The following is a 19,493-nucleotide window of genomic DNA, read 5'->3' as shown; positions in this document are numbered from 1 at the left end:
TGAGAATCCCGCCGAATCCGGCGCCGTGCTCAGCGGCCTTACCTGTGCGGACGAAGGCGTCGAGCTCAACGCGGCGATGTCACGGACGCGCCGGTACTGGCGCAGCGTCGTCGACGTAGCCCTCTCAGCGTTCTGCCACGCAGAAAACGGGGTTCGAGTAGAACCAGAGGTCTTCCCACGGATCGGCTTGACCGGCGACGTCGATGGCCGGACCGACTGGGTCGACGCCGGCACCGTGGTAGCCCGCTGCGCTGCGCTTGCCATCGGTACCGCGGACCCGCACGTAGAACGGGCCGTCGACGGTGAACTGGTGGACCAGTTCGACGACGCCGGCCCGCTGCCGCACATCCCACGACGTGACGACCTTGGTGTGCGGTGTGTGCATCGCCGACCGATCAGCGGCGGGGCCGGTGATCCGGCCGGCGATCAGGTCCACCCTGGCGAGCTTCGGCACGAAGCCGGCGAAGTTCGCGCCGTCCGCGAGATTGATTCTGATCACGGCCTCCACTGTCTCGCCGCGACGAGCTCGCATGGTGCCGCCCATCACGACGCCCTGGCCGCGTGATCCGCGCCGGCGCAGTCGCACGTCCAGGCCGGACACGAGATCACCGAGGCAGACCCACATCCGTCCGGCCCGCATCGCCCGCATCACCTCGCGGTATCCGCGATGGGTGACTCCCACCCAGGTCTTGTTGTAGGTGCCGGGCGGGAACGAGCTGTACTCGACGGCCGGGCGGCCGGCGTTGACCGGGTCCGGGAAGCGGCCGGTGTTGGCGAACGTGCGTCCCTCGCTGTCATACGGAACGTTGTCGTAGGGCTGTTGGTCCAGCCGGTCGACCGGGTTCTTCATCCAGTCCCCGCAGCCCTGGTGGCCGTCCGACGTGGTGGTGATCCACCACGGCTTGCCTTCGGCGAGCATGCTGTCCCACAGACCGCCGACGGTGGCCGCCGCCCAGTCGAACCCTCCCCAGGTGCGGTAGCTGCCGGCCGGATAGCCCGGGAAGGAGAACTTGCCCGGTGCGGAGTCGTACAGCCCGCGGCCGCGTGCCATGCCCGGCGCGGGCAGACCGGCCGCCTGATGCCCTGGCGCGCCTTCCATCCCGATCACGATGCCGGGAGCGGCGTCCCGCCAGCCGCGGGTCTCCTGCGGAGAGTTGATGCCCAGTCGCGACGGGTGGTTGGGCAGCACCAGCGCGTCGCTGATCCGGCCGGCGGCCACAGCGTCACGCAGGAACTGCAACGCCTGCAGCGCGATCGCCTCGTTGGCGGGCGTGCCGTCACGAGTGCCGTTGACCCGAGCGTCGAACCGGGTGACGAATTCCTGCAGCAGCCGGGCTTCGTTGCGCCCTGGCGCGAGCATCAACGTGGTGTGCTCGCCCGCCGGGATGTTCCACTCCAGGCCTGTGAACACCAGCACGTCGTCACGAGCGCGCCGCGTCGCCTCGATGTCCGCTATGAGCGGCGCGATGCTGTGCGTCGCGAATGGGACGTTGCCGTGGTCGGTGATGGCGAGCCAGCTCAAGCCGTGCTGGGCGGCCCGTTGTGCCTGTGTGGACACCGGGTACATCGCGTCGTTGCTGTACTGGCTGTGCACGTGGTGATCACCAGCCAGCCAGAGGTAGCCGCCGCTGCGCTCGTCGTCCGCCTTCGTCGGAGCGGTGCCGAGCACGGCTCCGGCCGCGATTCCGGTACCGATGAGGAATCCGCGCCGGTCGGTCTGCCCTGTCATGACGGAATCCTCGTGCAGATCACGCCGAGCGAATCGATCCCGTCTCCGGAGCGTCCGTGGAAACCGGCGATCTGCCACCCGTGGGGCGCGGTGTAGCTCGTGGAACTCGACGTCTCGGTGCCGCCGGACAGGGAGCGGCCGGCGTCGGTCGTGAAGCCGATGCCGAAGATCCTCGTGTGCCCGTTGTGTTGTGCTGAGTGGAGCTTGACCGATGTCAGATGCTCCCCCGGCGACAGAGCCAGCCAGTGCGCGGTGCCCCCGTTGCCACCGTGGACATGAGAGGTTCCGTCGGCGAGCACGATCTGGACCTGGTCGACACGCGATCCCGTACGGATGCCCACTCCTGTGACCCGCTGTGACAACGGCACAGCGGCGACATCGGTGAACGGTGTGCCATGTGGCCCGCCGAACTTGTCGCTGAGCGACAGCGCGGGGTTGAGCGTCCACCGGAATCGGCCGCGATGGGGTAGTGGTCGGAGAGCATCTTGTTGTCGGCGGTGCGGAAGGCCGCGTTCTCGTTGCCATACCGGTTCAGATCCAGCGTGATGTACCGGTTGCCGCGGTAGAGGATCTTGTCGACGACTTCACACGCGTCGGTGACGTTCTGGTCGTCGCAGACCGCCGCCGGACTACCGGCAGCCGGTGGCACACCACCGAGTTCCTCCTGGATCCAGGCATCGGTCAGGCCGTTGGTGGTGAGAAGTTCCCGGATGTTGTCGCCGGTGCGGGTGTAGCGGGTGTTGGTGTCACCGGCGACGACGACGGCGTTGCCCGCTGAGTTGGCGGTGATGAACCGCGACAGCTCACTGATGTTGGCTCGCCGCGCGGCCAGATCGGGTTCGGCCGAGCCCGCGTTGGAGTGGACGTTGTAGAAGTCGATCAGCACCCCCTCCGCCACCCGGATTCGTGACCAGGAGAACCCTTTGGGGGTCAGGCAGTCCGTGCCGTTGCACCTGTCCCACTTGTCGCGAGTGAGGTCCGAGTACGGGTGGTCGGACACCGTGTTGAGCCCGTCGCCGAACGGGACGCCGCCGCTGGTGGGCGTGCGAAACGGGTGCGTGTTGTTGGCGTAGAAGGAGGCGTGGTAGTTGAAGTCCTCCTGCACGTGAACGATGTCGTACGGCCTGATCCGCTGTCCGATGATCGGGGTGTTCACCCGTGGGTCACCGCTGGACAGTCCTTCCGGCAACCCGGCGATGTTGTAGCTGAGCACTGAGAACGTTCCGCCCGAGGGTGGCGCCCCCACTGCGGGAACGGCTCCTGCCGTCAACGCTCCCACTGCCAACAAGGCAACAGCGGCAACAGATCTGCCGATCCGGATCATCCTCACCACATGACTCCCCACTCTGATTCCGCCTCGACGTCGAGCGAGGCTAGATCAACGCGAGAGAAATTCATATATGCCTTGCATGGCGCGAAGATGTATGGCGAGCAAAGAAAGACCGGCCAGCGCCTGGTTCGACTGGAATCGATTCGAACAGCGTCGAACGCCGTCGATCTGCCGACCCCGATCGGCGATCTCGTGGATCACCGCGCCACCCGACGAGCCGTCTGTCGCTCGGAATGTCAGGGGTGGATCGCGCGAGGGTGGTGAGCGAGAGTGGTGAGCATTGCCATGACAAGGGCGAGGCGGATGCCGCCCGCTCCGAGGCCGATCTCGACGAGGTCGTCGAACGCGCGCTGATGATCGCGGGCCGCGGCCGTGGCAAGGTCGACGAGTTTCGGTTTGGAGGTGAGCCGCGCGAGGGTGTCGGTGTGCCGCAGGTGCCTGCCGAGCCGGTTGCGCAACGCTCGGCGGTAGTGGCCGCCGGGGTCGGGTGTCAGGGCGGCTTGGCCGGCGAGAAGCCCGGACAGGACGGCGTAGTAGATGCCCTCGCCGGTGAGCGGGTTGATCAGTGAGGCCGCGTCGCCCGCGAGCAGCACGCGGCCGTGGCCGACGTCGGGCCTGCCCGGTGACAGCGGCAGCCGGTGGCCGCGCAGCGTCAGTGGCGGGCAGTCGGGCAGCAGCGCGTGCAGGCGCTCGGTCAGGTGCGCCCGGGTCGGTGTCCCGGTGCGGATGAGCTCGCCGTAGCCGACGTTCGCTGTGCCGTCACCGACGGGGAAGACCCAGGCGTAGGCGGGCCAGTGCGCGGTGGTCATGACGAGCTGTTGTTGCGCTGCTGGCCATGGGGCAGCACTGGTGTACCCGCGCAGTGCGATGGCGGTGGTGCCCGGTTTCGCACCGTGTGCCCCGCATTGCCTTCGTACCACCGATTCTGCGCCGTCCGCGCCGATCACCGTGCGCGCGTGGAACTCGCCGTCGATGTCGACGCCGTCGCTGACCTGGGTGAGCGAGCGGACGCGGTGCCGACGCAGCTGCGCGCCTGCCGCGCGGGCCGCCAGGACGAGGCGCGCGTCGAGCAGCGCGCGGGGCACGACCGAGGCGGGGCGTGCGAATCGGCGCTGGGCCGTCACACCTCGCGGTGAAGTCAGCCGCAGGTCCAGGACCGGGGCGGTGCCGGCGGTGAGCTCGCCGACGTCCACGCCGAGGCCGTCCAGCACGTCCAGCGCGTGCGGCGCGACACCGTCACCGCACACCTTGTCGCGCGGGAACCGCGCTGAGTCCAGCATCAGCACGCGTGCAGCGGGGTTCGCGCGCAACGCCGCGAGGGCGGCCGTTGAACCGGCGGGACCCGCTCCGACGACGACCAAGTCCCAGCTGTCGTGCGTGGCCATCAGCTCACCCGCCAGTCGATGTGAAGGATCGCCCGCACCGCGGCCGCCGCCATCAGCGGGCCAGTTGGTGGACCGCGGCGGCGAACAGCCACGGCGCGCGAACGGCGGCCGGAACGATCTGGCGCCCGAGCACCGGCCGATTTCTGGCCCACAGCAGGGATTCTGTCAGCCAGCGCGACCGGCGCGATGTGCGTACCCAGGCGCGTTCGTAGTCCGCGGGCCGTCCGGCTCGCAGGCAGCGGACCAGTTCGGCCGCGGTGCTCAGCGACAGGGCGAGCCCTTCGCCGGTGAGCGCGTCCACGTAGCCCGCCGCGTCTCCTGCCAGCAGCACGCGTCCGGCGACGCGGCCGGTCGTCGTTTGCCGCAACGGTCCGGCGCCCCGCACACGCGAGGCCGGTTGCGCGTCCGCCAGTCGCGCGGCCAGATCGGGAAACGCCGTGAGTTGTTGTGTGAAGCCGCCGCGCACCGACGACAGGATCGCCACGCCGACCGTGTCCGGTGCTACCGGTGTCACGTAGGCCTCCGACCTCCGCGCCCACGTCACCTCCACCCCGCCTTCCCAGGGCGGGAGCGTGAAGTGCCGGCGCAGTCCCCATCGCGGCGTGGAAGTCGTGCCTTGCGAACCGAGACCGACGAGATCGCGGATCGGCGAGTGCAGGCCGTCCGCGGCGACGAGGTAGCGCGCCCGCAGCCCACCGGCTCTCACGTGGTCGTCGTGCTGCGAAACCTCGGTGATCGGGGTGTGCGACACGGGCACTCCGGCGCGGCGGACCGCTTCGCTCAGCGCGTCGTGCAGCTCGGTGCGGCGCACGCCACGTCCGGTGCCGCACCGGAACGGCGCGTGCACGGCCAGGGTGCCTTGCCGGTAGGTGATGCCGTTGATCGCATGTCCTGGCGGGTCCACGCCGAGTGCGGCCAGTGCCCGCACGGCACCGGGCATCAGTCCTTCCCCGCAGGCCTTGTCGAGCACACCGGGCCGCTTCTCGCAGATCACCACGTCCATGCCTGCCTGGGCACACCCCAGCGCCACGGCAAGACCAGCCGGTCCTCCCCCGGCCACCACGACATCATGCATCCGCTCAGACATGCACGGACCGCAGCGCGTCGTTCTCCGCGCGGATGCGCACCGTCAGCAAACCTGCGTTGAGCACGGTGAAGACCAGGGCGGTCAGCCACGCGCCGTGCACCAGCGGCAGTGCGACACCCTCGACCACGACCGCCACGTAGTTCGGGTGCGGGACCAGCCGGTACGGGCCGCCGGTCACACGCGGCAGTCCCGGCACGACGACGATCCGGGTGTTCCACTGACGCCCGAGCACCCGGATGCACCACCACCGCAGCGCCTGCGACAGCACGACCAGCGCGAGCATCGGCCAGCCCAGCAGTGCGACGAAGTCCCTGTCCGCCAGCCACACCTCCGCCAGACACCCGGCCAGCAGGCCGGTGTGCAGCACGACCATGAACGGATAGTGCGCGAACCCCGTCTCACGACCTCCGCGCGCCAGGCTCCACGCCAGGTTGCGCTTCGCCACGACCAGTTCAGCCAACCGCTCGACCGCGACGAGGCCGACCAGCACCGAGTACCACACCTGGCTCACCACTTCAGCAACACCAGCTCGGCGCAGAAACCCGGCCCCATGGCCATCAACACGCCCCAGTCGCCGGGAGAGGCAGGTCTGGCGGCAAGGGTGTCGGCGAAGACGTGCAGCACCGACGCTGAGGACAGGTTGCCGATCTCGTGCAACGACCGCCACGTCATCGCGAGATCGTCCTCGTCGAGGCCGAGCACCGACTGGATCGTTTCGATGACCTTCGGCCCGCCGGGGTGGCAGATCCAGCGCGCTATGTCGCCGATCTCGAGTCCGTGTGGCGTTAACAGGCTCTTGACGTCGTCGGCCAGGTGCTCGCGCACGAGCTCGGGCACTTCGGCGCCCAGCACGATCTTCAGGCCGGTGCTGCCGACGTCCCACCCCATGGCGCGTTCGGAGTCGGCGTACAGGTGGCTCAGCGAGTCCACGACCTGAGGACCGGCCGCCGCACCGCGATGCTCCGAGCCGACCGCGACGACCGCGGCAGCGCCGTCACCGAACAGGCCCGAGGCGATCATGTTGGCAGCGCTGGCGTCCTGCCGCTGCACGGTCAACGAGCACAGCTCGACCGACACGAGCATCGCCACCGAGTTCGGCCATCCGCGCAGGAAGTCGTGCAGCCGCGCCACTCCCGCCGCTCCCGCGAGACACCCGAGCCCGATGATGGGGATCCGCTTCACGTCCGGCCGCATGCCGATACGGGCCGCGATCCGCGCGTCGAGCGACGGAACGGCGATCCCGGTGACGGTCGTCGACACGATCAGATCCACATCGGACGGTCGCAGGCCCGCGTCCGCCAGCGCGGCCAGTGCGGCCTCGCAGCCCAGATCGACCGCGGCGGACAGGAAAGCGTCGTTCGCCGCGGTGAACCCGTCGAGCTCGTCGTACCGTTCGATGGCCAGCGCGAGGTGCCGGAAACCGACGCGGGCGCTGCTGTGGAACCGGGCAGCTACCGCGCGGGAGCTGGATTCAGGCAAACACAGCCGCGCGAACAGGTTTGTCAGCCGATTCTGTGGATAGCGATGCGGCGGAAGAACACCGTGTACGGCCGAAATTGTCGTCACCCCTTCCACGGTACGGCTTGTGCCTACACTCGGCAGATGAGCGGCACAGCGGTCCACCGCGGCAAGTCGTTGCGAGTGCTGAACGGTCTCGCGCAGGCGAGTCATCCTCTGCCCAGCCTGGCCGTCACGGCGGTGGCGGTCCTGCTGGGACTGGGCAACGGTCTCGACGGCCCGCGCACCGTGCTGCTCGGCTTCGCGGTGCTCACCGGACAGCTGTCAATCGGCTGGTCCAACGACTGGATCGACGCCGCACGCGACCGTGCGACCCGACGCGCGGACAAACCCGCTGCCACCGGAAGCATTGCGGTGCGGGCGGTCGCGGTGGCGGCGGGTGCGGCGGCACTGGCGACTGTGGTGTCGTCGCTGCTGCTCGGATGGTTCGCCGGTACCGTCCTGCTGCTCAGCGTTGCGGGCGGCTGGGCGTACAACCTCGGTCTCAAGGCCACCGTCTTCTCCGGCGCCGCTTATCTGTTCTCCTTCGCCGCGCTGACGATCGGCGTGCATGCGGCCGGGCCAGGCGAGTCGTGGCCGCCGTGGTGGGTGCCCGTGGCCGGCGCACTGCTCGGGTTCGGGGCGCACTTCGCCAACGTGCTCCCAGACCTGCGCGCGGACGCCGAGACCGGCGTCCGCGGTCTCCCCCACCGGCTCGGCCCGCGCGTGGGAGTGATCGTCATGACGCTCGCCCTCGCCACCGCCTCGGTGGTGCTGGGTCTCGCACCCGCTCAGGCCTCAGCGCTCTACTCTGCCGTCGCGGTGACGACCGGACTCGCGTTGGCCACCGCCACCACCGTCGCCGCGATCCGCGCACCGCACAGCGCGATCGCGTTCCGGCTCACCGTCGCGATCGCACTGCTCGACGTGGTACTGCTGATCACCATCACCGTTTGACAGGCCACCGCCCGTACGTCCTCTCTCCTGCCGCGGACGGCTTGAACACATTGCCCGGGGTGGACGGCATCGTCTTGCTCGTCAGTGCCGCAAGCCGGAACAACGGCCCGACAAGCCGGTCGTACAGGCCTGGCAGACACCGAAACGCCGCGATGATGCCCGGATTCGCCGGACCGACCGGCACGGAAACGTGCCGTCGCGGCCGCCCGGCCAACCGCACGATCGCGGCGGCGACCCGGTCAGGACTGAGCACCGGAACCGGCGGCCGAGTCGCGCGACCGGTGTAGTTGGCCGCCTGGTCGTACACCGGGGTGTTGATGCTGCCGGGACTCACGATGCACACCCGCACCCCTCGTTCGTCACGCGTTTCCTGTTGCAACGTCCGCAAAATCGCACGCTGCCCCCACTTCGCGGTCGAGTAGGCACCCATCTGCGGAACAGTGATCGAGCCGAGCAGCGAGTTCACCCCGACGAACACACCACGATGTTGCCGGCGCATCACCGGCAACACCGCCTGAGCCAAGTACAGCGTGCCGTGAATCGCGGTGTCGACGACCTCGGTGAACACCTCCGCGGGCATCGCCTCCACGGCGCCGTACCCCATCACCGTCGCGGTGTGCACGACGACGTCGACGCGACCGTGCAGGTCCAGAGTTCTCCCGACGACCCGACCGGCGCCCGCGGGATCGGCGATGTCGTCGACGATGACGTCCACCACGCCGCCTCCTACTTCGCGGCATGCCTTCTGCGCGGCGTCGAGTGCCTCACCACTGCGCGAGGCCAGCACGACGTCGTCTCCACGGCAGGCGAACGCTTTCGCCGAGGCGAGGCCGATCCCGCTGCTGGCCCCGACCACGAGCACAACGCGCCTGCTCACGGGCTGAGCACCACCTTGATGCAACCGTCGCTCTTGGCGCGGAACATCTCGTACCCACGGGCGGCGTCGGCAAGTGGAAGGCGGTGCGTGGTCAGATCCAGGGTGCCGAGCGGGTCGGCCGGATCCAGCACGAGTGGCAGGATCTCATCGGTCCACCGGCGCACGTGCGCCTGCCCCATCCGCAACTGGATGCCCCGATCGAACATCTCCATCATCGGCATCGCGTCCACCTCGCCGCCGTACACACCGGACACCGACACCGTGCCGCCGCGCCGCACTCCCTTGATGGCGGCGTGCAAAGCCTCGAGGCGGTCGACGGCCAGTTTGTCGGTCACCTTCTGCGCGAGCGCGTCGGGCAACAGCCCGGTGGCTTTCTGCGCCAGGGCGGTGAGACCGCCGCCGTGCGCCTCCATGCCGACAGCGTCGATGGTGGCGTCGGGACCGCGTCCGTCCACCATCCTGATCAACGCGGCGGCCACCTCGTCGGAGCTGCCGAAGTCGTCGAGGTCGACCGGTTCCGCACCGTGCCGCCCGGCCAGCGCGAGACGTTCGGGCACCCGGTCCACGCCGATGACACGGCCGGCACCCAGGCGCCGCGCGATCCGGACCGCGAACTGCCCGACCGGCCCGAGACCGAGCACGGCGACGGTGCCGCCAGGCGGCACATCGGCGTAGCGGACGGCCTGCCACGCGGTCGGCAGGATGTCGGACAAGAACAAGAACTGGTCGTCGGGCGTGCCGTCCGGAATCACGATCGGCCCGAACTGGGCCTGCGGCACGCGGAGGTACTCAGCCTGGCCGCCAGGCACCGAACCGTAAAGCGAGGTGTAGCCGAACAGGCTCGCGCCCTTGCCCTGACCGCGCACCTGCGTCGTCTCGCACTGCGCGAACAGGTCGCGTTCGCACATCCAGCAGTGACCGCACGAGATGTTGAACGGCACCACGACCCGATCGCCCACCTTGAGGTGATCACTCGCGTCGGTACCGACCTCCTCCACGACGCCCATCGCCTCGTGGCCGAGCACGTCGCCCGGTTCGAGGTAGGGCCCGAGCACCCCGTACAGGTGGAGATCAGACCCGCAGATAGCAGTCGAGGTCACCCTGATGACAGCGTCGGTGGGTTCCTCGATGCGAGGGTCCGGCACGTCGACAACCTGAACCTTCTCATTGCCCTGCCACGTCAACGCTTTCATGATGACTGCGACACCTCCTCCGCCAGCGTGGCCGGCTTTCCAGGCTTGGTCAGAAGCTGCGGCGACACGATCAGCACGGCGCTGCAAGCAGCCGTGTCTTCACCGAGAACGTCCATGACCCGCCCTTTCGCAGGTGTTCTGAGGCATATCTCCTCGCGACTGCTCACTGACAGAACAGCCATACCCGGAGAATCGACTCAGAAACGTTTCACATCCGCGCGGCTGTCGCAGCATCTACGAACACGCGGGCGACCAGCTCCGGTGCGCGCCGACACCGTCGTCATCCACGCAGCACGTCGACGGTATGCGCGGGGTCGCGAACACATGCGGCAGTGGCCTCGGCAGGGTGGATCTCGGACTCCTGCGTGGGCTCCGGGGCCCTGAGCGGACCTCGACGGCGCCGTGACCCTGCTGGACCTCAGCACGCGGACACAGGCGCCCTGCTGGTCGCCGCGACCGCGCTGACACGGCGCGGCCAGGTCGGCCGCAGCGGCGAACTGCTCCAGCGCTCGGACAACGGACTCGGCCTAGGCTTTGGTTGCAGGCGCACGTGTCGCTGCCCAGAACCGAACGAGTGAACAGGAGCGGGTATGACCGACGACGTGGCCAGCCACGTGATCAAGGCTGAGCAGGAGCGGATCCAATGTCTCCTCGATGTGGATCGTGGCACCTACGACCGCTTGCACGCAGCGGAGTACCGGTTGTGCACCCCGACCGGCGCCGTGTGGACGAAGGCCGAGTACCTGGATCTCCTCACCAGCGGGCGGGTCATGTACCGGGAACTGCGGCTGGCCGGCGACGTGGACGCCATCGTCGGCACCGACGTCGTCGTCCTCCGCTATCGGTGCGTTATCGAGCTCACCGTCGACGGCGCGGACATCCCGCGACACGAGGCCTGGCACACCGACGTCTACACCCATGCCAGCAGCACGTGGCGTTGCGCCTGGTCACAGGCCACCGGCATCATGGACCTTCCGTCGGCCGCACCCTGACCCGACACCAGGAAGGCGCGGACGCGCCGGGCTTGACGTGCCGTCAGCTCTGAATCCTCCGTCGCAGTCGCCGCGATCAACAAGTGGCTGTGGCGCCGAGACACGGCCTAGTTGTCGCTCTGCACTCCCAGATCCGCGGCCACCTGACCGCGGACGCCTTCCACCCACTCCCTCAGAATCGGCGGGACTGTTCGACCTCGACTCCATGATCACCGACGCCGAACACGGCGGTGAGGGGTACAGGAGTTGCAATTGCCTAGCGACGTACGGCTTTCACGTAGGTTGCGGCATCGGTGCGCCATCTCCCGTTGCAGCGACAGTCCCGTGAAGCCACCGTTCCCCAGAATCCGATGTTTCAAGAGACACCCGCGTGGTAGAGCCAACATCGCGACTCTTCGCATGAACGACAGAGCAATTGCGGAGGCCGACGAAGGCTGTAGGTGACCGCCTAGGATCGGCTCCATGGCAAAGGTCATCGACTACGCGTCTGCTGGGCGGCTTACCAGCCTTGACGGTGTCGATTCGCTCGCCCTTGAGTCGGTCGCCGCTGATCCCGTGGGCGTCTGTCTGCCAGTCCACGGCCTGGTCATCCAACCCGCCGACGCGCGAGCGTTGAATCTGCCTGCCAACCGTTTCGACGAAAACCAGATCCGGCCAGCGAACTCACTGATCCGACGGTTGCTCGCGCTGGACCCGGCACCGTTGACCGCTGCCCGCGAACCGGACAAGCGGGTGGTGGGGACCTGTCGGCACTTCGCTGTGCTGAGCTGCGCGCTGCTGCGCTATCGCGGAATCGCCGCCCGCGTCCGCTGTGGCTTCGCCACCTACTTCCAGCCCGGACAGGGACTCGACCACTGGATCACCGAGTACTGGGACGACAACAGCGCGCGTTGGATCCGCGTCGACTCGGAGATCCTCGGGCAGACCGTGTTGCCCCACCCGCACGACCTGCGCCCAGGAGAGTTCCTCACTGGCGGCGAGGCGTGGAGGGCCTACCGGCGTAACGAGATCGACGCTTCCCGGTTCGGCGTCCACGGAACCCAGAACTGGGGCCCGGCCGAGATCCGTGGCAACGCCGTCAAGGATCTCGCCGCGTTGAACAAGGTCGAAACCCTTCCGTGGGACGAGTGGGGCCGCATGACCGATGCCTATGACGGAAAGACCGGCGCGGACTACGACGTCCTGCTCGATGAGCTCGCCAGCGTATGCGCGGCCGACGATCCCACAGCTGTGAGCGCACTCTACGGTCACGAGGATCTCCGCGTACCAGAGAGCCTGATCCGCTGAGGACGCCGTCAGCCTGTTCGTGTCGTGGGCGTGAGTGCGGCACCCGCAGGTCCCGCGTCACACCGCTGCGCGGCGTGTCCTTGCCGCCGTCGCTTCGCCACGGCCGCGCCAACAGGTAGCCCTCCGCCACCAGTCAGGCCTACAGACGGTTGATCGCCGTCGCCTCGGCCTCCCACGTCGTCTTCGCGACCGACGCGGGCTGCGACCGCGTCCGTAGCGCGCAATACTCCAGCAGATCCGTTTCAGTCGCCTATACGACATCGGTACCCGCTTGGGCCAGGAGCTCAGACAGTCTCACTGCGACGTAGGCGTACTTACGCATCGTCTGCGGGCTCCGGCCTTCAACGCCAGGTGCCGAAATCACGACGGCGTCCGTGACCCGGGGCGGCCGCCGGTTCGCCGGACCGACACGACCACGGCGAGCACCCATCAGTCGCCGTAGAGGTGGTGGTACTTCTGCACCCCCGCGCCGGGCGCGACCGACACCTGTTCGTGGGTCGAGGGACCGTAGGGCGGGGAGGTCACCACCAGCGCCACCTGCCCGACGCAGTCCGGCGGCAGCAGCGTCATGAGTTGGCGGGCGTCGCCGTTGAACACCCGCGTGTCGATTCCGTCATCACCGTCGACTCCTTGCTCCCGCGCGACGTCGAGGTTCGCGTTCACGACCTCCACCCAGCGACCTACCGGGCGATGCCGCCGATGCTCCAGCGCCCGCAATAGGCTGGCGCGCATGACTTCCGTGTTGCAGAACGTGGCGATCGACTGCGCGAACGCCTACGAGCTGGCTCTGTTCTGGAGCAAGGTCACCGGTCGCCCGATGCACCCCGACGACAAGCCGGGTGACCGGGAGACCGAGGTGCTGCTGGCCGAGGGCCCGGTGCTGTTCTTCAACCAGGTTCCGGAACCAAAGGTCGTCAAGAACCGCCTGCACCTGTGCCTGCGCCCCGACACCACGCGCGACGAGGAGGTCGAGCGGCTGCTGGGGCTCGGCGCGTCCCTCGCCGGCGACCACCGCAACCCCGACGTGACCGGCTGGGCGATTCTGGCCGATCCCGAGGGGAACGAGTTCTGCGTGCTGCGCAGTGCGTCCGAACGGGCCTAGGCGGAGACCTCGGGCGGGCTCACCGCGTCCAGCACGGACTGGCGCACTCCGAGCACGCTCATCAGTTCCAGTGCCCTCAACGGCCGCAGCACGGCGGGGGTGTTCGCGACGACGACGAGGGCGCTGCCCCGCCGCAGGCAGAGGTCCTGGTGGTCGAGCAGCAGGCCGATGCCCTGGGCGCCGAGGAAGCGGACACCGCTCAGATCGGCGACGACGGGAGCGGGCGGGGTGACCGACCTGACCGCCTCAGTGAGGCATTCGGCCAGGTCAGGAGCTGTGGTGTAGTCGATCTCACCGGCTACGTGCACGAGCACGGCGGCGCCCATGCTCTCGAAGGCGGTGCGGAAGGGGACTTGACCGTCGGTGAGCACGACGCAACCTCCTGTGATGACGGCGCGAACGGCCGACACCAAGGGCTGGCTGCTCAACCCACCCCGACAGTAGCGCAGTGCACGCGTGCCCGCGGTTCGGCGGTCTCCGACTTCCGATCGGAGGCCTGGTCACGTCGGTTGACGGCGTAGTATCGGTCGTCGTGACCGGTTTCTTCCACGAGACCGCCTTTTACGGCACCGACGACGCCTTCCTCGCGCACGCCGTCCCGTTCCTCGAGAACGGGCTGCGCGCCGGAGAGCCGTCGGTGGTGGCGTGCACGGAGCAGAACACCGCCCTGTTGCGCGCGGTGCTCGGCAGCACCGGCGTGATCTACCGGCCCGGCGCCGACCAGTACTCCCGCCCGTCCGAGGCCATTTCCAGCTACCGCGAGCTCTTCCGCGAGTACACGGCGGACGGTGCGAGGCAGATGCGCGTGGTCGGGGACGTGCCGCATCCCGGCATGGGCGCGCCGTGGGACTGGTGGGCGCGCTACGAGGCCGCCGCGAACCTGGCCTACGCGGAGTTCCCGGTGTGGGGCCTGTGCCCGTACGACACCAGGACCACGCCGGCCGAGGTGCTGGCCGACGTGGTGCGCACGCACCCGAACATCGCCACCGCACCCGGCGCGCACGAGGTGAACCCCGGCTACCGCGAGGGTCTGGCCGCGACAGCGCAGGTTCCGGACGTGCTCGAACGGGCCGTCCCGGCGGTGGACGTCGTCGCGCCGTCCGCGAGCGCGGTGCGGGAAGCGGTGTCCGCGGCGATCCGCGGGATCGACCTGACCGAGGACGGCGCGCACGACGTGGTCTACGCGGCGAGTGAGATCGTCACGAACGGTCTGACGCACGGCGTCGCGCCCGTCCGGTTCCGCCTGTGGGCGGACGAGTCACGCGTGGTGGTGGCGGTGACGGACCAGGGCTCCGGCCCGTCCGACCCGCTGACGGGCCTCGTGCCGACCACCGAGACCCTGTCGGCCGGGCTCGGGCTATGGATCCTGCACCGCACGTGCGACTACGTGTCGATGGGCCGGGACGCCGACGGGTTCACCGTGCGGGTCAGCATCGGCGGCCAGACGTAGGGCAGGTCGTCCGGCACGTCCGGGAAGTACCTGCGGTAGTGGCCGGGATCCTTGCGCACCAGGGCCGACTGGTGGCTGAGGTGCACGTCGTGGTCGCCCAGCCACGCCGGGAGCGCGCCCGCGGTGGCCAGCTCCTCCTGGGTGCGCACGACCGTGACTCCCCTGGCGTGCGCCAGGTCCGACCGCAGCGTCACCTCGCACGTGTCCTGGAAACCCTGCGCCCGCCACTCGGCGCAGATGTCCAGGCCGTACCGCACGAGCGCTTCCTCGTGGCCCACCCACATCTTCACCGCGGGGTGGTGGCGCCAGCCGTAGCCGGGCACCACCAGTCCGCGTTGCACCTGGATCGTCTCGACCCGTTGCTTGCCGAGCCGGCCCCGGTCCAGCACACGAGCCGTGGCGGCGAAGTCCGGGTACGGCAAGAAGGTCTGCATCGACTCAGAGCACGTACTTCGCAGCCTCAGCCGCACGTTCCCGGTCGACGTGCACCTCGTACCGGCGCGCCTGCAGCGTCATGACGCTCGCGAAGTCACGGCGGCCCCGCGTGCTCCAGTGCGCCACGAACCCGAAGACCGCGCCCCAGAACGCGCCGACCGCGAGGCTGATGAACACGAACCACGCCCAGGTCTGGCCGGCGGAGAAGAGCCCGAACAGCAGCCCGATGAACACACCGAACCAGGCACCGCTGGCCGCGCCCGCCGCAGCGGCGCGGCCTCGCGTCATGCGCCCGGTGACCTGCTCGACGGTCCGGACACCGTCGCCGATGATCCGCACGCTCTCCACCGGGAACCCGTCGTCCGACATCCGGTCCACGAGGCGCTGAGCGTCGACGTAGTCGGGGAAGGTCGCCAGCAGGGACGATTCCGTCTGAGTCACTTCGTGCTTGATGTCCACCGGCCCGGGGTACCCGCGAACACCACGTCTCACACGATCATCCGCCGCGGCCCGTCTTCTCCTGGAGGCGGTCGATGAGCTGCGAGGCCTCCACCTTGGTCAGCTCGGCCGGCACCTCCTCACCCGCTTCCTGGGCGAGAGTGTGCAGGTACGACTCCTGCGGGCCGGTCATCGGCTCGTCACCGGTCGTCCAGTCCTCAGGGTCCTTCTCCGGCGTGCGGTTCACCAGCACTCCCCTTTCGCTCGAACGTGCGTTCGAGATACCCAGGGCATGGACGGCTCAATCACCGGCTGAGGAGGGAGTCTCCGGGAGTGGACGGTCCGGGCACGACCATCGGGGGCCGCACGCGGGAGAGAAGCCGGTGGGCGACGGTCAGCAGCATGCGCGCCTCCATCCGCTCCCGGTAGCGCAGGTGCTCCTCGGCGGCCTCGACGCACCCCAGGACACTCGGCGCCACGGCGGCACCCGCCTCCGTGCAGGCCGCGAGCGCTTCCTTGAGCGTTCTGCGGGCCTCATCCCCCTCGACGCCTGCCAACGCGGTGCAGACGGCGTTGTCCAGCTTCTCCAGCGCGGTCGCCCGCTGCTGCCGTGAGACCGGTTCGCCGAGCTCGGTGGTCATGGTCATCGCCTGCCTTCACAGCCGCATCTCTCGCGCCGACTGCTTGACGCGCCCGCGCCCGAGTACCCGGTTCGAGCGCCCTCAAACTGGGACTTCAGCGGACGCCGCTACGGTGGCGGGATGCGTGCTACTTGGCGCGAGAACAACGCGCGACAGTGGATCAGCGACCTGTCCGGCCGGATCGGCGCGGCCGGGTGGGCGGCACTCGCCCTCACCCCCGCCCTGGCCGCCGAGGTCGACCAGCACGGTGCCGCCGTGCGCGACATCCTGCTGCTGGGGGTCGAGGGCGCCGGCACGGTGGGGGCGGTCGTGCTCCTGGCCGCGTACGGGCGGGGACTGCTCGACCACGCCCTCGAATCGGACTGGACGCCCACGTCGTGGCTCGGCGTCCGCCTGATGGCGGTCTGTCAGCTCGCGCACCTGCACGACGTGAAGCCGCTGACCGACGACGTGCACGCGCTTCCGAAGCTCACATGAGAACGAGGCGCACCCCAGCGGGTGCGCCTCGTCGGCATGTCTCAGGTCAGCGGTCGTCGAGCCTGCGCTCACCGGGCACCGGCTCCTGCGGCGCGGCGGCGGGCATCGGCGTGGTGACGGGCTCGGCGGGAGCAGCGGCGACCGGGGCCCGCACGGCGTCCTCACGCCCGCGCTGGTACGCCTCCGCCTGGGCCTGGGCCTGCGGCAACTCCTGCTCCGCGCGTCCCAGCCAGCCTTCCCAGCGCTGCTGCATCGGCCGCACGAGGCCACCGCCCACACCGACGACGAGGATGCCGCCGACCGTGGCGAGCACCGCGATCAGGACCGGCGTGGTGACCGTGGTGGCGACACCGATCTGGTTGAGCGCCGCGATGATGCCGAGCGCCCAGATGAAGATCGACGCGATGTTCGCGAGGACCCGCCCGTACGAGAGACCGCCGAGCGCACCGCCGATGAAGTCCTTGACCGCGCTGGCGACCGCACCGGCCACCACGACGATGATGATCGCGACCGCGGCCTTCGGCAGCCACGACACGATGCCGGTGAGCAGTTCCGAGACGGGGTTCGGGCCCCAGACGCCGAACGCGATCTGCAGCGTGATGAGCAGCAGGGCGTAGTAGACGAGCTTCGCGAGCAGGTCGGAAGCGTCGTACTTGCTGTTCGCGAGCATCCGGCGGATCCCGCCGCGCTCGACCAGCTTGTCGAACCCGACGCGTTCGAGGACCTTGTCGACGAGCTTCGCCACCGCCTTCGCGACGAACCAGCCGATCAGCAGGATCAGCAGGAACGCCGCGAGCTTGGGCACGAACGTGGCGACCGCGCGCCAGGCGTCGGTCAGCCCTTGTCCGAAGTCCATGTCGAGCTCCCTTCGCACGGGCGCCCGGCCGGGTCACCCGCACCAGGCAGTACCCGGTGCGGGCTCACTTCACACGGACTTCACGACACCTGCTTGAGCTCGCGGTCGCACGCGACCAGGTGCTCCCACGTCCGGCCGCGCTGACTCGGCGGCGCGGAACCGTCCGCCGTGCAGATCGGGTAGACGAGGCCGAAGGGAACCGGCTGATCGAACTCATCTCCGGTGTGGACGTCGACCAGACGACGCACGTGTGCCATCACGACCACTCCTTCGCGTGAACCGCGGACCAAGGGGTTTGGGATCATCGAATACCCCGTGAGCTGCGCGGACATGCATGTCCGCGTTGCGACATAAGAGTGAAACCGTCCGTCCTCTGTGGACTAACGCGCCGTGACGGCCAGGGTGAGCGCGCCGTCGTGCGGGATGGTGGAGATGCGCAGCCGCGGGTTCAGCTGCCGCCCCGGCCGAACCGGACCACCGTGCGGCCGCGGGTCAGCGTGAGGCCACGCGAGTCGAGCTCCAGCGTGTCGGAATCCCTTACCACCATGGGAATTGCTCCGTGGCCGCGCTGGTGACCCGCACCGAGCGCACGATCCGGTCCCCCTACGGGTGTCTCGATCACGACCGCCTGACCGGGCGGAGCGGCGAGAAGTCCGACTGCGGCCGTGCCACGCCCGTCAACCTGCTAATTCGAATTATTACAGGGTTGACGGCGAACCGGGTGCTCACGCAGACTCCGTGCCAATTCGAATTGGCAGGTGCTCATGGCGAAGAGGCTCACCCAGCAGGACATCGCCCGGATGGCAGGCGTCAGCCAGGCCACGGTGTCGCTGGTGCTCAACAACCGCACCGACAGCGGCGTGCGGATCGCGGAGGACACGCGGGCCCGTGTGCTGGAGGTGATCCGGCGGACCGGGTACGTCGCGAACCCGATCGCGCGCCGGCTGCACGACCAGCGCAACCGCATCCTCGGCGTCTTCACCTACGAGGCCGTCTTCCCGAGCACCCGCGCGGACTTCTACCAGCCGTTCCTCGAGGGCATCGAGGAGCAGGCGGAGGCGGTGGGCTGCGACCTGCTGCTGTTCACCAGCGCCAAGGCGACCGGCGGGAAGCGGCGGATCTTCAGCGACGACAGCAGGATCCGGCTCGCGGACGGCTGCGTGCTGCTCGGCCGGTCGATCGACCGCGACGACCTCGCGCAGCTCGTGGCGGAGGCCGTCCCGTTCGTCTCGATCGGCCGGCGCGACGACGCGGGCGGTCCGGTCCCGCACGTCGGCGCCGACTACGCCGCCGCCGTGCGGGACCTGGTGGACCGCGCGGTCGCCCTCGGGCACCGCGAGTTCGCGTACGTGGGCGCCGGAACGGGCGCGGAGTCGTCGGCCGACAGGCTGCGCGGGTTCAAGGAAGCCGTTGCGGCTCATGGTGTGCATGGCGTGCACGTCCAGTTCACCGGGCTTGGTCAGCTCGTCGAGGCGGGTGTCACGTGCGTGCTGGCCGAGGAGGTCTCCGACGGCGCCGCGCTCGTGCTCGCCGCCCGCGAGCGCGGCCTGTCGGTCCCCGGTGACCTCTCGGTGCTGACGCTCGGCGCCGCCACCCGGCCCGCGCCGGACGACGTCCGGCTCACCGGTTTCCACATCCCCCGGCGCGAGATGGGGCGGCGCGCGGTGCAGGCGCTGACCGAGGTGCTCGAGCACGGCACCACCCCGCAGGAACTGCTGGCCTGCGAGTTCGTCGAAGGCACCACGCTCGGTTGATCCTGG

The 19,493-nt window shown here is 69.2% G+C and carries 24 protein-coding genes and 1 pseudogene; 7 read left to right on the top strand and 18 right to left on the bottom strand.

Features of this window, described 5'->3' with window-relative positions; genetic code table 11:
* Nucleotides 1–124: 124 nt before the first annotated feature.
* The 8 genes and pseudogenes from IEY88_RS03080 to IEY88_RS03050 all read right to left on the bottom strand — a co-directional run bounded on the left by IEY88_RS03080 (nucleotide 125) and on the right by IEY88_RS03050 (nucleotide 7,202).
* Nucleotides 125–1,729, bottom strand: coding sequence for a PHP domain-containing protein (locus tag IEY88_RS03080; protein WP_189152985.1), 1,605 nt, complete (start codon nucleotides 1,727–1,729; stop codon nucleotides 125–127).
* Entirely contained in the window at nucleotides 1,726–2,097 is a 372-nt protein-coding gene (locus tag IEY88_RS44015; RefSeq protein ID WP_373294010.1) for a jacalin-like lectin, read from the bottom strand. The genes IEY88_RS03080 and IEY88_RS44015 overlap by 4 nt, the downstream gene beginning before the upstream one ends.
* A 374-nt stretch (nucleotides 2,098–2,471) precedes the next feature.
* Nucleotides 2,472–3,053, bottom strand: a pseudogene (locus IEY88_RS45390) (exonuclease/endonuclease/phosphatase family protein); the annotation flags it as partial.
* 54 nt (nucleotides 3,054–3,107) lie between these two features.
* Nucleotides 3,108–3,260: a hypothetical protein gene (locus IEY88_RS03070; RefSeq protein ID WP_189152984.1), complete on the bottom strand. Its 153-nt coding sequence runs from the start codon at nucleotides 3,258–3,260 to the stop codon at nucleotides 3,108–3,110.
* A 35-nt stretch (nucleotides 3,261–3,295) separates the two neighbouring features.
* On the bottom strand, nucleotides 3,296–4,444 hold the full coding sequence (locus IEY88_RS03065) for a geranylgeranyl reductase family protein (RefSeq protein WP_189152983.1): 1,149 nt from the start codon (nucleotides 4,442–4,444) through the stop codon (nucleotides 3,296–3,298).
* Between the two features lie 52 nt (nucleotides 4,445–4,496).
* Nucleotides 4,497–5,531 carry an NAD(P)/FAD-dependent oxidoreductase gene (locus tag IEY88_RS03060; RefSeq protein WP_229693038.1) on the bottom strand — a complete coding sequence of 345 codons (1,035 nt, stop codon included), beginning with the start codon at nucleotides 5,529–5,531 and terminating at the stop codon, nucleotides 4,497–4,499.
* A complete protein-coding gene (locus tag IEY88_RS03055) occupies nucleotides 5,524–6,042 on the bottom strand; it encodes an isoprenylcysteine carboxyl methyltransferase family protein (protein ID WP_189152982.1) in 519 nt (172 codons plus the stop codon). Before IEY88_RS03055 ends, IEY88_RS03060 begins: the two co-directional genes overlap by 8 nt.
* A complete protein-coding gene (locus IEY88_RS03050) occupies nucleotides 6,039–7,202 on the bottom strand; it encodes a type III polyketide synthase (protein WP_189152981.1) in 1,164 nt (387 codons plus the stop codon). The genes IEY88_RS03055 and IEY88_RS03050 overlap by 4 nt, the downstream gene beginning before the upstream one ends.
* Between IEY88_RS03050 and IEY88_RS03045 the strand changes: the two genes are divergently transcribed.
* Nucleotides 7,134–7,985 carry a UbiA family prenyltransferase gene (locus IEY88_RS03045; RefSeq protein ID WP_189152980.1) on the top strand — a complete coding sequence of 284 codons (852 nt, stop codon included), beginning with the start codon at nucleotides 7,134–7,136 and terminating at the stop codon, nucleotides 7,983–7,985. The genes IEY88_RS03050 and IEY88_RS03045 overlap by 69 nt on opposite strands.
* Here IEY88_RS03045 and IEY88_RS03040 read toward each other — a convergent pair.
* On the bottom strand, nucleotides 7,975–8,862 hold the full coding sequence (locus tag IEY88_RS03040) for an SDR family NAD(P)-dependent oxidoreductase (RefSeq protein WP_189152979.1): 888 nt from the start codon (nucleotides 8,860–8,862) through the stop codon (nucleotides 7,975–7,977). The genes IEY88_RS03045 and IEY88_RS03040 overlap by 11 nt on opposite strands.
* Nucleotides 8,859–10,055, bottom strand: a complete 1,197-nt coding sequence (locus tag IEY88_RS03035) for a zinc-dependent alcohol dehydrogenase (RefSeq protein WP_189152978.1) — start codon at nucleotides 10,053–10,055, stop codon at nucleotides 8,859–8,861. The genes IEY88_RS03040 and IEY88_RS03035 overlap by 4 nt, the downstream gene beginning before the upstream one ends.
* A gap of 590 nt (nucleotides 10,056–10,645) precedes the next feature.
* Between IEY88_RS03035 and IEY88_RS03030 the strand changes: the two genes are divergently transcribed.
* On the top strand, nucleotides 10,646–11,047 hold the full coding sequence (locus tag IEY88_RS03030) for a nuclear transport factor 2 family protein (RefSeq protein ID WP_189152977.1): 402 nt from the start codon (nucleotides 10,646–10,648) through the stop codon (nucleotides 11,045–11,047).
* Between the two features lie 462 nt (nucleotides 11,048–11,509).
* A complete protein-coding gene (locus IEY88_RS03025; protein ID WP_189152976.1) occupies nucleotides 11,510–12,334 on the top strand; it encodes a transglutaminase-like domain-containing protein in 825 nt (274 codons plus the stop codon).
* 429 nt (nucleotides 12,335–12,763) lie between these two features.
* On the opposite strand, the gene IEY88_RS03020 is transcribed toward IEY88_RS03025, so the two are convergent.
* On the bottom strand, nucleotides 12,764–13,006 hold the full coding sequence (locus IEY88_RS03020) for a hypothetical protein (protein WP_373294009.1): 243 nt from the start codon (nucleotides 13,004–13,006) through the stop codon (nucleotides 12,764–12,766).
* A 58-nt stretch (nucleotides 13,007–13,064) separates the two neighbouring features.
* On the opposite strand from IEY88_RS03020, the gene IEY88_RS03015 reads away from it, so the two are divergent.
* Complete coding sequence (locus IEY88_RS03015; RefSeq protein ID WP_189152975.1) at nucleotides 13,065–13,436, top strand: VOC family protein; 372 nt, start codon at nucleotides 13,065–13,067, stop codon at nucleotides 13,434–13,436.
* Here IEY88_RS03015 and IEY88_RS03010 read toward each other — a convergent pair.
* The gene (locus tag IEY88_RS03010) at nucleotides 13,433–13,807 is read right to left on the bottom strand and encodes an STAS domain-containing protein (RefSeq protein ID WP_189152974.1); all 375 of its coding nucleotides are present in this window, start codon (nucleotides 13,805–13,807) and stop codon (nucleotides 13,433–13,435) included. The genes IEY88_RS03015 and IEY88_RS03010 overlap by 4 nt on opposite strands.
* Before the next feature lie 161 nt (nucleotides 13,808–13,968).
* Here IEY88_RS03010 and IEY88_RS03005 point away from each other — a divergent pair, with 161 nt between their 5' ends.
* Complete coding sequence (locus IEY88_RS03005) at nucleotides 13,969–14,886, top strand: anti-sigma factor RsbA family regulatory protein (RefSeq protein ID WP_189152973.1); 918 nt, start codon at nucleotides 13,969–13,971, stop codon at nucleotides 14,884–14,886.
* Here the strand turns inward: IEY88_RS03005 and IEY88_RS03000 are convergent.
* Genes IEY88_RS03000 through IEY88_RS02985 form a run of 4 tightly spaced genes read right to left on the bottom strand, consistent with a single transcriptional unit; the run spans nucleotide 14,820 to nucleotide 16,406 of the window.
* A complete protein-coding gene (locus tag IEY88_RS03000) occupies nucleotides 14,820–15,320 on the bottom strand; it encodes an MSMEG_6728 family protein (protein ID WP_189152972.1) in 501 nt (166 codons plus the stop codon). The two genes, IEY88_RS03005 and IEY88_RS03000, sit on opposite strands and share 67 nt — an antisense overlap.
* Nucleotides 15,321–15,324: 4 nt before the next feature.
* Nucleotides 15,325–15,762 (bottom strand): general stress protein, encoded by a 438-nt coding sequence (locus IEY88_RS02995; RefSeq protein ID WP_229693037.1) that lies wholly within the window; start codon nucleotides 15,760–15,762, stop codon nucleotides 15,325–15,327.
* 55 nt (nucleotides 15,763–15,817) lie between these two features.
* On the bottom strand, nucleotides 15,818–16,006 hold the full coding sequence (locus tag IEY88_RS02990) for a DUF3072 domain-containing protein (RefSeq protein WP_086667998.1): 189 nt from the start codon (nucleotides 16,004–16,006) through the stop codon (nucleotides 15,818–15,820).
* 58 nt (nucleotides 16,007–16,064) lie between these two features.
* The gene (locus IEY88_RS02985) at nucleotides 16,065–16,406 is read right to left on the bottom strand and encodes a hypothetical protein (RefSeq protein ID WP_189152971.1); all 342 of its coding nucleotides are present in this window, start codon (nucleotides 16,404–16,406) and stop codon (nucleotides 16,065–16,067) included.
* Nucleotides 16,407–16,520: 114 nt separating this feature from the next.
* On the opposite strand from IEY88_RS02985, the gene IEY88_RS02980 reads away from it, so the two are divergent.
* Nucleotides 16,521–16,877, top strand: coding sequence for a DUF6401 family natural product biosynthesis protein (locus tag IEY88_RS02980; RefSeq protein WP_189152970.1), 357 nt, complete (start codon nucleotides 16,521–16,523; stop codon nucleotides 16,875–16,877).
* 46 nt (nucleotides 16,878–16,923) lie between these two features.
* Here the strand turns inward: IEY88_RS02980 and IEY88_RS02975 are convergent, their stop codons facing one another.
* Together IEY88_RS02975 and IEY88_RS02970 are read right to left on the bottom strand one after the other, a co-directional pair.
* On the bottom strand, nucleotides 16,924–17,733 hold the full coding sequence (locus IEY88_RS02975) for a mechanosensitive ion channel family protein (RefSeq protein ID WP_189152969.1): 810 nt from the start codon (nucleotides 17,731–17,733) through the stop codon (nucleotides 16,924–16,926).
* A gap of 80 nt (nucleotides 17,734–17,813) precedes the next feature.
* Nucleotides 17,814–17,993 carry a hypothetical protein gene (locus tag IEY88_RS02970; protein WP_189153599.1) on the bottom strand — a complete coding sequence of 60 codons (180 nt, stop codon included), beginning with the start codon at nucleotides 17,991–17,993 and terminating at the stop codon, nucleotides 17,814–17,816.
* 504 nt (nucleotides 17,994–18,497) lie between these two features.
* Here IEY88_RS02970 and IEY88_RS02965 point away from each other — a divergent pair.
* Nucleotides 18,498–19,487 carry a LacI family DNA-binding transcriptional regulator gene (locus tag IEY88_RS02965; RefSeq protein ID WP_189152968.1) on the top strand — a complete coding sequence of 330 codons (990 nt, stop codon included), beginning with the start codon at nucleotides 18,498–18,500 and terminating at the stop codon, nucleotides 19,485–19,487.
* Nucleotides 19,488–19,493 lie beyond the last annotated feature (6 nt).

This window comes from Lentzea pudingi (assembly GCF_014646255.1).
GTDB lineage: Bacteria > Actinomycetota > Actinomycetes > Mycobacteriales > Pseudonocardiaceae > Lentzea > Lentzea pudingi.
The sequence above is the reverse complement of the archived record's forward strand: the minus strand, read 5'-3'. Positions and strand labels throughout refer to the sequence as shown.